Origin of the sequence: Faecalibacterium longum (assembly GCF_040094125.1) — a bacterium.
Lineage (GTDB): Bacteria > Bacillota > Clostridia > Oscillospirales > Ruminococcaceae > Faecalibacterium > Faecalibacterium longum.
Window position 1 is genome coordinate 162,443 of sequence record NZ_JBBNIH010000170.1, and the last position, 13,345, is coordinate 175,787.

Annotated in this window: 11 protein-coding genes; 7 read left to right on the forward strand and 4 right to left on the reverse strand. The window is 59.6% G+C overall.

All coding sequences use genetic code 11. The features are described from left to right. Positions 1–4 precede the first annotated feature (4 nt). Positions 5–361 (reverse strand): cell division protein ZapA, encoded by a 357-nt coding sequence (locus AAAU26_RS13155; protein ID WP_158394779.1) that lies wholly within the window; start codon positions 359–361, stop codon positions 5–7. A gap of 447 nt (positions 362–808) precedes the next feature. Here AAAU26_RS13155 and AAAU26_RS13160 point away from each other — a divergent pair, with 447 nt between their 5' ends. The 6 genes from AAAU26_RS13160 to AAAU26_RS13185 all read left to right on the forward strand — a co-directional run bounded on the left by AAAU26_RS13160 (position 809) and on the right by AAAU26_RS13185 (position 8,606). Then, positions 809–3,205: a glycogen/starch/alpha-glucan phosphorylase gene (locus AAAU26_RS13160; protein ID WP_227618392.1), complete on the forward strand. Its 2,397-nt coding sequence runs from the start codon at positions 809–811 to the stop codon at positions 3,203–3,205. A 313-nt stretch (positions 3,206–3,518) separates the two neighbouring features. Continuing rightward, positions 3,519–5,375, forward strand: a complete 1,857-nt coding sequence (locus AAAU26_RS13165; RefSeq protein WP_227618393.1) for a glycoside hydrolase family 13 protein — start codon at positions 3,519–3,521, stop codon at positions 5,373–5,375. A gap of 120 nt (positions 5,376–5,495) precedes the next feature. Beyond that, complete coding sequence (locus tag AAAU26_RS13170) at positions 5,496–5,954, forward strand: NfeD family protein (protein WP_227618394.1); 459 nt, start codon at positions 5,496–5,498, stop codon at positions 5,952–5,954. A gap of 18 nt (positions 5,955–5,972) precedes the next feature. Then, positions 5,973–6,881, forward strand: a complete 909-nt coding sequence (locus tag AAAU26_RS13175) for an SPFH domain-containing protein (protein WP_015564720.1) — start codon at positions 5,973–5,975, stop codon at positions 6,879–6,881. A 12-nt stretch (positions 6,882–6,893) separates the two neighbouring features. Further along, complete coding sequence (locus AAAU26_RS13180; RefSeq protein ID WP_227618395.1) at positions 6,894–7,364, forward strand: YhcH/YjgK/YiaL family protein; 471 nt, start codon at positions 6,894–6,896, stop codon at positions 7,362–7,364. A gap of 96 nt (positions 7,365–7,460) precedes the next feature. After that, positions 7,461–8,606, forward strand: a complete 1,146-nt coding sequence (locus tag AAAU26_RS13185; RefSeq protein ID WP_320443566.1) for a GNAT family N-acetyltransferase — start codon at positions 7,461–7,463, stop codon at positions 8,604–8,606. Between the two features lie 49 nt (positions 8,607–8,655). On the opposite strand, the gene mgtE is transcribed toward AAAU26_RS13185, so the two are convergent. From mgtE to acpP, 3 genes are all read right to left on the reverse strand, one after another. Continuing rightward, positions 8,656–10,035 carry a magnesium transporter gene (gene mgtE, locus AAAU26_RS13190; protein WP_158394786.1) on the reverse strand — a complete coding sequence of 460 codons (1,380 nt, stop codon included), beginning with the start codon at positions 10,033–10,035 and terminating at the stop codon, positions 8,656–8,658. A 350-nt stretch (positions 10,036–10,385) separates the two neighbouring features. Then, a complete protein-coding gene (gene proS, locus AAAU26_RS13195) occupies positions 10,386–11,825 on the reverse strand; it encodes a proline--tRNA ligase (RefSeq protein WP_158394787.1) in 1,440 nt (479 codons plus the stop codon). Positions 11,826–11,954: 129 nt separating this feature from the next. Further along, positions 11,955–12,188: an acyl carrier protein gene (acpP, locus tag AAAU26_RS13200; RefSeq protein ID WP_015564715.1), complete on the reverse strand. Its 234-nt coding sequence runs from the start codon at positions 12,186–12,188 to the stop codon at positions 11,955–11,957. 300 nt (positions 12,189–12,488) lie between these two features. On the opposite strand from acpP, the gene dapF reads away from it, so the two are divergent. Further along, positions 12,489–13,328: a diaminopimelate epimerase gene (dapF, locus tag AAAU26_RS13205; RefSeq protein ID WP_149794981.1), complete on the forward strand. Its 840-nt coding sequence runs from the start codon at positions 12,489–12,491 to the stop codon at positions 13,326–13,328. Positions 13,329–13,345 lie beyond the last annotated feature (17 nt).

Sequence of the window (13,345 nt, forward strand, 5' to 3'; positions counted from 1 at the left end):
TAAATCACTTCTGCTGCAGCTTGGCCAGCTGTTCCCGCAGAGCGGCATTTTCCCGCTTGAGGGTCTCGTTCTCCGCCTTGACCTTATCCGCTGCCAGCTTCGCCTTGGCTGCATCGGAAATGTAGTCCTGTATCTGGCTGCGCATATTCTCGGCGCTGCCCGCGCTCTTGCGGTACTCGTCCAGATAGTCCATCGCGCAGAACACCGCCGCCTTGGTCACAGAGAGGTTGCCGTTGTTGTCCAGCAGCTTCGTGATGTCATCGTCCAGCTTCTTGGCCAGTGTGGTGATGTAGTTCTCGGTATCGGTCGTTGCAATGGCGTAGGGTGCGCCTGCAATGGTCACTCTCACTTTATTTACCATATCGTCCTCACTTTGCGCGGCGCACGCCCTGCCGGGCTGGTTATTTCCGGTCGTTTCCCCACTATCTCCGGGATTTTCGGAAACCATTTCAGCCCTGACAGGAGCGTTTAGCTGCGGCTTTTTCATGTTCAGCCGAGTTTGTCCCCGAATTACCCGCCCGAACCGATGCATTTCGGGGGCAAACACGGCCCTTGTCACCCTTTATTATAATATAAATAGTGCGCGAGAAAAAGTGCTATTTTTGAATTTTTGGCATATTTGTCAGAAACATTGCCATAAAAATGTCAGATACGGCAAAAATGGTTCCTTTTTCTTGCAATCCCCATCCGGAGTGATTATAATACTATTGTTATGTGTTATGCGAGGGGCGAGGGAATTAGAGGAGAAATGCCCTGTCACCGTACTAATTCAAAAAATTTAAGCATTCGTGCGGATAGGAGTTCATTTATGACTACAAAAGAATTTGCAAAAATTCTTCAGGACAAGCTCACCAGCGAATATGGTGTTGACCTGAGCGTTGCATCTCATCAGCAGATCTACCGCGCTCTGGCCCTCATCTGCCGCCAGATGATGAGCGAGAACCATCAGAAGTTCCAGTCCAAGGCCATCGGCACCGGCTCCAAGCAGGTGTACTACCTGTGCATGGAGTTCCTGATGGGCCGCAGCCTCAAGATGAGCCTGTTCAATCTGGGCCTGAATGACGCTGCCCAGAAGGCTCTGGCCGAGGCTGACATCAGCCTGGACAGCATCTACGAGGAAGAGCCGGACGCAGGTCTGGGCAACGGCGGCCTGGGCCGTCTGGCCGCCTGCTACCTGGACGGCATGGCCACCACCAGCATCTGCGGCACCGGCTACTCCATCCTGTACGAATATGGCATCTTCAAGCAGAAGATCGTGGACGGCTGGCAGCAGGAGCGCGCCGACAACTGGCTGCCCGGCGGTCAGGTCTGGCTCAAGAGCCACCCCGATCAGGCTGTGGAAGTCCGCTTCGACGGCGAGATCCACGAGAACTGGGACCATGGCTTCCACTATATCCAGCACACCAACTACAACAGCGTCATGGCCATCCCCTCTGATATGTACGTTCAGGGTTACGACGGAAAGGGCGTTGCAAAGCTGCGTCTGTGGCAGGCCAAGGCTCCCGACTTTGATATGTCCAGCTTCTCTCTGGGCAACTACAACACCGCAATGAGCAAGAACGCCAGCGCTGAGCTCATCTCCAAGGTGCTGTACCCCAACGACAACCACGTTGAGGGCAAGATCCTCCGCCTGCGCCAGCAGTACTTCCTGTCTGCTGCCTCCATCGGCGACATCGTCCAGAACCACCTGTCCACCTACGGCACCCTCGAGAACCTGCCCGACAAGGTGGCTATCCAGCTGAACGATACCCATCCGACCCTCGCCATCCCCGAGATGATGCGCATCCTGCTGGATGAGTGCGGCTTCGGCTGGGACAAGAGCTTCGACATCTGCCAGAAGGTCTTCTCCTACACCAACCACACCGTCATGGCTGAGGCTCTGGAGAAGTGGAACGTGGACATCTTCAAGATGACCCTGCCCCGCATCTACCAGATCGTGGTCGAGATGGACCGCCGCGCCCGCGAGAAGCTGGAAGCAGCCTTCCCCGGCGACCAGGGCAAGATCAATTATATGGCCCTCATCGGCGACAATCAGGTGCGCATGGCCAACATCTGCGCCTACACCGCCAACAGCATCAACGGCGTCTCCAAGCTCCACAGTGAGATTATCAAGGAGAGCGTCTTCCACGACTACTACCTGTTCAAGCCTCAGGCTTTCAAGAACGTGACCAACGGCATCGCTTACCGCCGCTGGCTGCTGGCCTCCAACCCCGAGCTGTGCAAGCTGCTGGACGAGACCATCGGCACCGGCTACAAGCACGACGCCGCCGACCTGTCCAAGCTGAACAAGTTCGCTGAGGACAAGACCGTCCTGAAGCGCCTGAATGAGATCAAGCTGGACAACAAGAAGAACTTTGCCGCTTACCTCGAGAAGAGCACCGGTCAGGTCATCGACCCCAACTCCATCTTCGACTGCCAGGTCAAGCGTATGCACGAGTACAAGCGCCAGCACCTGAATGCGCTGAACATCGCTGCTCAGTACCTGTACCTGAAGGAGAACCCCAACGCCGACTTCATCCCCAAGACCTATATCTTCGGCGCAAAGGCTGCTCCCGGCTACTATATGGCCAAGCAGATGATCCGCATGATCTGCAAGCTGGGCGACCTCATCAACAACGACCCCGCTGTCCGCGAGAAGCTGCGCGTGGTCTATCTGGAAGAGTACTGTGTCTCCCTGAGCGAGCACCTGATGCCCGCAGCCGAGGTCTCTGAGCAGATCTCTCTGGCAGGCACCGAGGCTTCCGGTACCGGCAACATGAAGTTCATGCTGAACGGTGCCATCACGCTGGGTACTCTGGACGGCGCAAACGTCGAGATCGCCGACGCCGCCGGCAAGGAGAATGAGCTCATCTTCGGTATGCTGACCCCCGAGGTCAACAACCTCAAGCAGGTGGGCTATCACCCCAACGCCTTCATCACGGGCGACGACGTTGCAAATGCTGCTCTGAACTTCCTGGAGCGCGGCTGGAACGGCGAGAACTTCCACGAAGTCACCGAGAACCTGCGCAGCAGCGACCCCTATATGGTCATGGCCGACTTCAAGGACTACCGCCGTGCTCAGGCCGACCTGCAGCGCCTGTACGCTGACCGTGAGCATTGGGCTAAGATGAGCCTGAAGAACATCGCCAACAGCGGCATCTTCAGCGCTGACCGTGCCGTTCTGGACTACGCACGCGACATCTGGCACGCTTCTGCTGTGAAATAAACCTCTCCGTCAGCGCTGACGCGCTGCCACTGCCCGGGTTGCGGCTCCCAGCGTCTGCTTCGCTGTCGCTCGCATTCTGCTGGCCGCGGCCCCAACAGCGACTCCCTGTTTCCGCCACTGGCGGCGGTCGTCGTTGTTGCTCCTATCAAGGGGATGCCTTGGCATATCGGAAAGCCTCACCTCTTCGCCAGAGGCTCCCCTCGGTAGGGGAGCTGTCGAGCGAATGCGAGACTGAGAGGTTATCCCTTTAATAATAACGCAACGCCCCGTGGCATCGCTGCCCGGGGCTTTTTTTGAGAAAGGACGATCCTTTTTGCCTTGTCTGTTCAATAGTTTCGACCCCTACTTCAAGCAGCCCTTCGGTGCGGTGCGCGCCGGTCAGAGTGTGCATTTGTCCCTCTGCATCCCGGAGGAGCTGGGCTATGTAGACCCTCATCTCGTCCTCCAGAAAGAGGGCAGGTACGATGTCCCCGTCCACTACCGGATGAAGTTCGACGGTCAGACGCCCCATCAGAACCACTTCTCGGTGGACGTCACCCTCAACGATGTGGGCCTCTACTTTTACTATTTCGACCTCTACACCGACTTCCGCCGCATCGTGCGCGGGCCGGACAACTGCGGCGTTGTGAGCTGGCAGGAGGGCGAGAGCTGGCAGATCACCGTGTATGAGGCCGATTTTGAGACGCCCGCCCCCATCAAGGGCAAGGTGTTCTACCAGATCTTCCCCGACCGCTTCTGCGAGGGCGTGGAGAACAAGCCCATGCCTTTCCCCGACCGGCTTTATCAAGCCGACAAACACGCCGAGCCCTTCTGGCAGCCCAATGAGGTGGGCGGCCACCTGAACGAGGACTATTTCGGCGGCGACCTCAAGGGCATCCAGATGAAGCTGCCCTACCTCCGCAAAATGGGCGTGGATTACCTTTACCTGAACCCCATCTTTGAGGCCCACTCCAACCACCGCTACAACACCGCCGACTACCTCAACGTAGACCCCCTGCTGGGTACCAACGAGGATTTCGAGACCCTCTGCGCTGAGGCCAGGAAGTACGGCATCGGCATCGTGCTGGACGGCGTGTTCAGCCACACCGGCTCCGACAGCCGCTATTTCAACCGCGAGGGCCGCTACGGCGAGGGCGGTGCCTATCGTGACCCCAACTCCCCCTACCGCAGCTGGTACGATTTCGATTCCAAGTATAAGGGCGGCTACCGCAGCTGGTGGGGCTTCGAGACCCTGCCCGAAGTCAACGAAGAAACGCCATCCTACGTCGAATTTATCACCGGCGAGGGCGGTGTCATCGACACCTGGCTCCGCCGGGGCGCTGCAGGCTTCCGTCTGGACGTGGCCGACGAACTGCCCGACGAATTTATTGAAAAAGTGCGTACCGCCGTCAAGCGGGTCGGCCCGGATAAGTTCCTTCTGGGCGAAGTGTGGGAGGACGCCACCACCAAGTTCGGCTTCGACAAGCGCCGCACCTACCTGCTGGGCAAGGGCCTCGACAGCGTGATGAACTACCCCTTCAAGAACGCCGTTCTGGGCTTTGTCTGCGGACGGGACGCCGGCCAGACCATGACCGACATCCTCTCCATCTGCGAGCACTACCCCGCTCCGGCCCTCGATACGGCCCTGAACTTCCTCTCCACCCACGACACCGAGCGCGCACTGACCGTCATTGCCGACGAGCCTGCCAATGGCCGGGGCCGCGAGTGGCAGAGCGGCCGCTGTGTCACCGGCGACGCCTACGAGGAAGGAATGCTCAAGCTGCGGATGGCTTACGCCATCATCTACACTCTGCCCGGCGTCCCCTGCCTCTACTACGGCGACGAGATCGGGATGCAGGGCTATCGCGACCCCTTCAACCGCGGCTTCTACTGCTGGGACAGCCACGAAGAGCGGCTGAAGCCTGTTCTGGCACAGCTGGCACAGCTCCGCCACACCTGCGAAGCCTTCCGCACCGGAGAGCTTCGTGTCCTGCGGGCGGAAGGCGGCGTCCTCCACTACCAGCGCATCGGCGAGTTTGAGGCGGCAGAGATCATCGTCAACCGCACCGAGCATATCATCGTGGAGCCGCTGGCCTCCGGCAAGCACACCGAGGTAAACCCCATGGGCTTTACCATCGTGGTGGAAGAGGTCGGCCACAACCCGAACCACAGCTACTACGACTATAAGTGACCCCCACCCCCTGCCCTGCCTGCGGCATCCCGCCCGGCGTGAGCAGGAGGCTTATTCATAATCTGTCTCTGTACTTTTCAGACGTTTTGCTCTATAATGGGGAAAAAGGAGGGAGAACTCATGTCTGTTGACCCCATTTTCTGGCTTCTGGCCGCCATCGGCTTCGTCGTTCTCGAGGCCATGACCCTGAATCTCGTCTCCATCTGGTTCGCCGTGGGCAGCGCCGCAGCCCTGCTGAGCTGTCTGGTCACCGGCTCCTTCCGGGTGCAGGCGGTGGTGTTCATCGCCGTCAGCACCCTCTGCCTGCTGGCCCTCAAGCCCCTGTGCAGCCGGCTGCGCAAGCCGCCCACGGCAACGAACGGCGACCGCGCCCTTGGCCGGGAGGCCATCGCGCTTACCTCCGTCTCCGCCGAGGCCACCGGCCGCGTCCGGCTGGACGGTGTAGACTGGAACGCCCGCTGTGCCACCCCCGGCGACACCCTCGCCCCGGGCCAGAGCTGCCGGGTGGCAGAGATCCACAGCACCCTGCTCATCGTGGAGCCTGTCCTGACCGAGACCGCCCGCCGGGCGGCTCACTGATATGAAAGGAGCGTCCCTATGCCTATCATGCTGTTCCTTATCCTCATCCTCATCTTTGTCATCCTGCTGGTGGTTGTCACCAACATCGTCATCGTGCCGCAGTCCATGGTCTACGTCGTGGAGCGTCTGGGCAGCTACTCCGAGACATGGAGCGCCGGCCTCCACGTCAAGATCCCGTTCCTCGAGCGGGTGGCGAAGAAAGTCAGCCTGAAAGAGCAGGTCGCCGACTTTCCCCCTCAGCCGGTCATCACCCGCGATAACGTCACCATGCAGATCGATACCGTGGTGTTCTTTCAGGTGATGGATGCCAAGCTCTACACTTACGGCGTCAACCAGCCCATCGCGGCCATCGAGAGCCTGTCGGCCACCACCCTGCGCAACATCATCGGCGAGATGGAGCTGGACCACACCCTCACCAGCCGCGACACCATCAACAGCAAGATCACGGCCATCCTTGATGAAGCCACCGACAAGTGGGGCATCAAGGTCAACCGTGTTGAGGTCAAGAACATCATCCCGCCGCGCGAGATCCAGGAGGCCATGGAAAAGCAGATGAAGGCAGAGCGCGAGAAGCGCGCCGTCATCCTGAAAGCAGACGGCGAGAAGCAGGCCGCCATTACTGCCGCCGAGGGCGAAAAGGAATCCGCCATCCTCCGTGCTGACGCCGTCAAACAGCAGCGCATCCTTGAGGCCGAGGGCGAGGCGCAGGCCATCCTCGCCGTCCAGAAGGCCAACGCCGACGCCATCCGCCTGCTGAACGAAGCCATGCCCACCGATAAGGTCCTTGCCCTGCGCAGTCTGGAAGCGCTGGCCAAGGTCGCCAACGGCAAGGCCACCAAGATCATCATTCCTTCCGATTTGCAGAATCTAGGCGGCGTCGTCCCCAGCATCAAAGAGCTGATGACCGACCCCAAAGATGCAGAATAAGAGGTTTCTCCTATGATTTACGATACCCTGAACAATCTCCCCAACTATCTCGGCATGAGCGACAACCTCGACGCTGTCATCGAGTTCGTCATGGCCCGGGACATCAACAATCTGCCCGCCGGCAAGACCCGCATCAGCGGCGACAAGGCCGTGGTCACGGTGTGTACCGTCACGCCGCAGACCTCGGACAAAGCGTTCTTCCAGCGCCGGGACGATCACCTGACCCTCGAGACCGACCTTGAGGGCAGCGAGCTGTTCGAAGTCTCACTTGGCGAGCTGACTCCCACCAGGCCCACCGACAAGGCTGCCGACCTGACCGTCGGCACCGCCGGCACCAGCATCGCCGGGATGCTCTGCGAGGGGCGCTTTGCCCTCTATCTGGCCGGTGAACCCTACAAGTCCGGCCTGAAAGCTCAGGGCTGCGGCAAACTGAAAAAGGCCGTGTTCAGCATCGAGCTGGACGAGGACGAAGAAGCCGAGTAATTTCAAAAAGCAAAGCTCCACGCAGCGTAGGTTGTGTGGAGCTTTTTGTTATGGTATCCTTTGGACAGAGAGAAACAATCACAAAGGAGAGTTTATATGGATTCTTACGTCACCGGCACTGCCATCCGGCAGCTGCGGGAAGCCAAACACCTGACGCAGGCAGAGCTGGCCGAAAAGCTGGCCGTCAGCGCAAAGGCCATCTCCAAGTGGGAGACAGCCCGCGGCCTGCCCGATATTTCCCTGCTGGAGCCGCTGGCGGCGGCTCTGGGCGTCAGCGTGCTCGAGTTGATGCAGGGCGAACCCGTCGTCAACCGGAACCGTTCTGCCAACCTGCTTCGCTCCAAGCTCTATGTCTGCCCCCTGTGCGGCAATGTGCTCCACGCCACCGGGCAGGCTGTCGTGAGCTGCTGCGGCATCACCCTGCCGCCGCTGGACATCTCTGAGGCGGACGACGCCGACGAACACCATCAGCTGACGCTCGAGCGGGTGGAAGATGAGCTTTTCGTCACCATCCACCACCCCATGACCAAAGACCACTACATTTCCTTCATTGCCTGCCTCACCGGCGACAAATTGCAGCTGGTCAAACTTTACCCTGAGGGAGACGCCAGCTGCCGTTTCAAAATCACCGGTGCGGGCGTACTCTACTTCTACTGCAACCGCCACGGCCTGATGAAAGCACCGGACTTCCGCGCCGCAGCTCGCCATACGCCGTCCCAGAAACTCCATCTGCGGGAGCCGGACGAGGGCGACCGGGAGCAGGTCATGGCCTACCGGGAAGAGTTTCTTGCCATCAGTTCCCGGCTCGACGGCACTTCGGCGCTGGACAAATACGATGACTTTGGCCAGTGGCTGGCTAACATCCGCAAGCTGAAAGACCCCGCCACCACGCCTGCCGGGTTCGTACCGGCCACCCAGTATCTGGCTCTGGACGAGCAGGAACATCTTGTCGGCATGACCAACCTGCGCCACCACCTCAACGACTATCTGCTGGCCTACGGCGGTCATATCGGCTACAGTGTCCGCCCCTCGGAGCGGAAGAACGGTTACGCCAGCCAGATGCTCTGCATGACCCTCGAAAAGGCCAAGGAGCGCGGCATCTCCAAGGTGCGCATCTGCTGTGACCACTATAACATCGCCTCAGCAAAGACGATTCAGTCTAATGGCGGCGTACTGGAAGATGAGATGTTTGACTCCTCGGATGGGATGCTGACCCAGCGGTACTGGATAGAGAATCGATAAGACACAAAAAGGCTCCGGCAGTGCCGGAGCCTTTGCTCTTATTCAAAAATCAGCCCAGATGGAACATATCAATGAGCACGATCATGGCCAGACCGTAGTACACCACAACGGCCACGAGGTCATTGATGGTGGTGATGAGCGGGCCGGACGCCACGGCGGGGTCGATATGGATCTTATGGAACAGCATGGGGATGACCGTACCCACCAGGCTGGAAATGACCATCGCCACGATGAGGGAAACACCGACGCAGCCGGAGAGCAGGAACGCCTGTCCCCACGCATAGGCTTTGAAGAAGTGGATATAGCAGCCGAGGAAGCCCAGCGCCATGACGGCCAGAAGCGCACCGTTGACCAGACCCACCCGCATCTCCTTCCAGAGCAGATGCAGCTTTTTGGAGGTGGTCAGGTTCTCGTCCACCAGCACGCGGATGGTGACGGCCAGCGACTGGGTGCCGACATTGCCCGCCATATCCAGCACCATGGACTGGAAGCAGATGACGATGGGCAGGACAGCCACCACCGACTCAAAGGCACCCACCACCGAGGACACCAGCATCCCGAGGAAGAGCAGAGCGATCAGCCAGGGCAGGCGCTTCTTGACACTCTCGAAGACGCCCTCGTTCAAATCTTCTTCGCTGGTCAAGCCGCCCAGCTTTGCGTAATCGTCGCCCATCTCGTCATCGACCAGTTCGACGACATCTGCCGAGGTGATGATGCCCACCAGCTCGCCGGCATCGTTCAGGACAGGCAGAGAGCGCTCGGCGTAGTCTACGATGCGGTCGATGCAGTCGCTGATCTTTTCGTGGTCGGTCACATAGGGGTAGGACCGGGCAATGAGCTTTTCGAGGCGGTCCTCCGCACGGGCGATGATGAGGTCTTTCAGGTCGATGGCGCCGTAGAACTTGTCGTTCTCGTCCACGACGTAGAGGGTAGAGATGTTGTCGTTCTCGCCCGCCTGCTTCACCAGCTCACTCATGGCCTGCCGGATGGTCATGTCCTTCCGGATGCAGATGTAGTTGGTGGTCATGCTGCTGCCGATCTCGTCCTCGCCGTAGGAGAGCAGCATCTTCACATCTTCGGCGGAGTCTTTGTCCAGCTGGCCGACGATCTTGGCTTTATCCTCTTCCTCGAGGTCGTCCAGAGCGTCCACGGCGTCGTCCGAGTCCATGTGGGAAACGACATTGGCGGCCTTCTCGCTGGGCAGTTCTTTCAGGTAAGGTTCTGCGTCGTCCAGGTAGGAGAAGATCTCGGCCACGGTATCCACGCCCAGAACGGCATAGAGCTTCTGGCGCTCGTCGGGCGTCAGGGCTGCGAGGGCGTCGGCAAGGTCGTTCTCGTGGTAATCAGAGAGCTTTTCGGCCAGCTCTGCCTGCGGCAGGCCGCTGTGGATGAGGGCGAGTATTTCCTGCTGGTAGTTCTTCTGCTGCATCTTGGGTTTCTCCTCCCCTTTTGGGGCATAAAAATACACCGCGTCGTCTTTTGGTCAGACTCCTGCGGTGTATCATGGGCAGATGCATTCAGGACGCGGCAGATTCAATCCATACTGCCCGCATCGCAGGAGGAGCGTTGTTTGGGGTTGTCTAAATGGTCGCCGGACATCGTATTCGCTTCCTCCTGTAAAGTATTTGCCTTTTTCAGCCCCGTCATCATACTACGGCTGGACGATTTTTTCAACCCCTTTTACAAAATTTTTACCAGATTATTGCCAGATCGCACAAAAGAGCAGCCGCTCTCCCGTGAGGAAAGCGGCTGCTCTCAGTTGTCTTGCAAAAGTTTCGCTTAGTATGCGATGCCCCAGTAGACCATGGTCTTGGCGGGCTTGCCACAGCAGGGGCAGACATCGCTCAGGTGCTCCTGCTCGAAGGGCATGCAGCGGCTGGACAGGCCGACTTCTTCCTTCATCTTCATCTCGCAGGCCAGGTCGCCGCACCACATGGTCTTGATGTAGCCGGTGTTGGCCTTGGCCAGCTCCTTGACCTCGTCCATGGTGGTGGCAGCCCAGGTGCGCTTCTCACGGTTGGCAAGAGCGCGCTCGTACAGGTCCTTGCGCAGAGCCTCCAGCTGGGCCGGGATCGCGGTCTCCAGCTCGTCCAGAGAGACGAACACCTTCTCGCGGGTGTCGCGGCGGACGAGGACGCACTGGTTCTTCTCCAGGTCCTTGGGGCCGATCTCGAGGCGCAGAGGCACGCCCTTCATCTCCCACTGAGAGAACTTCCAGCCGGGAGCGTTGTCGCTGTCGTCCAGCTTGACGCGGGCGTACTTGGAGATCTTCTCGGCCAGCTCAGCAGCCTTCTCGGAGACGCCGGGCTTGTGGGCAGCGATAGGCACCACCACGACCTGGATGGGGGCGACAGCCGGGGGCAGGATGAGACCGTCGTCGTCGCCGTGGGTCATGATGATAGCGCCCACCAGACGGGTGGAAACGCCCCAGCTGGTCTGGAACGGATGATGCAGCTGGTTGTCGCGGCCGGTAAAGGTCACGTCGTAAGCCTTGCTGAACTTATCGCCGAAGTAGTGGCTGGTGCCGCTCTGCAGGGCCTTGCCGTCCTTCATCATGGCTTCGATGGTATAGGTAGCCTCAGCACCGGCGAACTTCTCCTTATCGGTCTTGCGGCCCTTGACAACAGGGATAGCCAGGTCCTGCTCACAGACGTCTGCGTAGCAGTTCAGCTGCTGCTGGGTCTCAGCCTCAGCCTCGGCGGCAGTCTCGTGGATGGTGTGGCCCTCCTGCCACCAGAACTCGCGGCTGCGCAGGAAGGGACGGGTGGTCTTCTCCCAGCGCACGACGCTGCACCACTGGTTGTACTTCATGGGCAGCTCGCGGTAGCTGTGCAGCACGCGGGACCAGTGGTCGCAGAACATGGTCTCGCTGGTGGGGCGGACAGCCAGACGCTCTTCCAGCTTGTCGGAGCCGCCCATCGTGACCCACGCCACCTCCGGCGCGAAGCCATTGACCAGCTCGCCTTCCTTCTGCAGCAGGCTCTCAGGGATCAGCACGGGCATTGCCACGTTCTCATGGCCGGTAGCCTTGAAGCGGGCATCCATATCCTTCTGGATGAGCTCCCAAATCGCCTGACCATAGGGGCGCAGGATGATGAAGCCCTTCACGCTGGAATACTCGACCAGCTCTGCCTTGACGCAGATGTCGGTATACCACTGTGCGAAGTTCTCCTCCTGACTGGTGATCGCCTGTACGAGCTTTTTGTTGTCTTTTGCCATTTTAATCTTATCCTCCCAAGGCCGTGCGCCAAACGCTCATCGTTCCGCACGAACCCATATATAAAGCCCCGCCGCCTACTCTGCCGTGTGCAGAGGCGCGGATGCGGGGCTTTTTTGCTTGTTGGTCGCTCAGCCCTTGTGGCTGTCCACAAACTTCACCACATCACCCACCGTGCGCAGGTTCTCGATGGCGTCGTCCGGCACCTCGATGCCAAACTCATCCTCCAGCGTCATCACCATATCCACGATGTCGAGGCTGTCGGCCTCAAAATCGCCCATAATGTCACTGTCCATCGTGATCTTAGCGGGGTCGATGTCCAGCTGTTCTGCCAGCAGTGCGCGGATCTTCTCAAACGTATCCATGATAGCGGTCTCCTTTTGCTTTAATTTCGCATCTTCACGCTGCGCAGACCATGGCAGCCTTTCCCTCCTCCCCTTTGGCGGGCAGACTGTCTCCCTGCGCAGAACGCTCTCTTTCTTTATATCCCATGATATGCTTATTGTCAAGCCCCGTTTTGCATCCGGCATGGTTTTCCGGGCAAAAATTCCGCTCAAAATCTCTCTGCCAGCCCTTTTCTGCTTGACAGACGGGGGCTATTTTCTTATCATTATAGAGTGGCAAGTTTATGGGGACTGACCAGCAGCCCCAAAGGAGTTTTCAACATGAAGCTTTCATTTACCAAAATGCAGGGCTGCGCCAACGATTATATCTATCTCGACTGCCGCGAAAGCGGTGTGCCGGAGAACATCGCAGCCCTTTCGCAGGACCTCTCCCGCCGCCACTTTTCCATCGGCGCGGACGGCATCATCTGCATCTGCGCCCCGGTGACGGCCGGCGCAGACGGACGGATGCGCATCTTCAACGCCGACGGCAGCGAGGCCCAGATGTGCGGCAACGGCGTACGCTGCGTGGCCGAGTGGCTCTACACCCACGGCGTCGCCAAAGAGACGCTCGTCGTGGACACCAACAGCGGCACCAAGACCATCACCCGCAAGGGCCGCCAGCTCTGGCAGGTGGAGATGGGCGGATACTCCGCCATGGCGGCGGCTCTGCCCGCCGTGAATATGGGCGAAGGCCCGCTGGTGGACTGCCCCCTCACCGTGGAGGACAGGACCTGGCGCGTCACCTGCATCAGCGTGGGCAACCCCCACTGCGTCACCGTCGTGGACGATGTGGACAGCCTGAAGCTCGAGGACATCGGCCCGGCGTTCGAGAAGCACCCGAACTTCCCGGAGCGGGTCAACACCGAGTTCGTGCAGGTGGTGGACTCCACCCACCTGAAAATGCGGGTGTGGGAGCGGGGCAGCGGCGAGACCTGGGCCTGCGGCACCGGCACCTGTGCCACCGTGGCGGCGCTGACCGAGCTGGGCGTCTGCCCCGCCGGGGAGGACGTCCACGTCCAGCTGCGCGGCGGTGAGCTCATCATCCGGGTGCTGCCGGGCAAAAAACTGCTGATGACCGGCAGCGCGGTCACCGTATGCGAAGGCGTCACTGAAGTTTAAGCATCCCTGCCCTCTCC

Bases quoted from the DNA above. Each gene is read 5' to 3' on its own strand.
- AAAU26_RS13155 (WP_158394779.1), bottom strand. From the start codon at position 361: ATGGTAAATAAAGTGAGAGTGACCATTGCAGGCGCACCCTACGCCATT.
- AAAU26_RS13160 (WP_227618392.1), top strand. From the start codon at position 809: ATGACTACAAAAGAATTTGCAAAAATTCTTCAGGACAAGCTCACCAGC.
- AAAU26_RS13170 (WP_227618394.1), top strand. From the start codon at position 5,496: ATGTCTGTTGACCCCATTTTCTGGCTTCTGGCCGCCATCGGCTTCGTC.
- AAAU26_RS13175 (WP_015564720.1), top strand. From the start codon at position 5,973: ATGCCTATCATGCTGTTCCTTATCCTCATCCTCATCTTTGTCATCCTG.
- AAAU26_RS13180 (WP_227618395.1), top strand. From the start codon at position 6,894: ATGATTTACGATACCCTGAACAATCTCCCCAACTATCTCGGCATGAGC.
- AAAU26_RS13185 (WP_320443566.1), top strand. From the start codon at position 7,461: ATGGATTCTTACGTCACCGGCACTGCCATCCGGCAGCTGCGGGAAGCC.
- mgtE (WP_158394786.1), bottom strand. From the start codon at position 10,035: ATGCAGCAGAAGAACTACCAGCAGGAAATACTCGCCCTCATCCACAGC.
- proS (WP_158394787.1), bottom strand. From the start codon at position 11,825: ATGGCAAAAGACAACAAAAAGCTCGTACAGGCGATCACCAGTCAGGAG.
- acpP (WP_015564715.1), bottom strand. From the start codon at position 12,188: ATGGATACGTTTGAGAAGATCCGCGCACTGCTGGCAGAACAGCTGGAC.
- dapF (WP_149794981.1), top strand. From the start codon at position 12,489: ATGAAGCTTTCATTTACCAAAATGCAGGGCTGCGCCAACGATTATATC.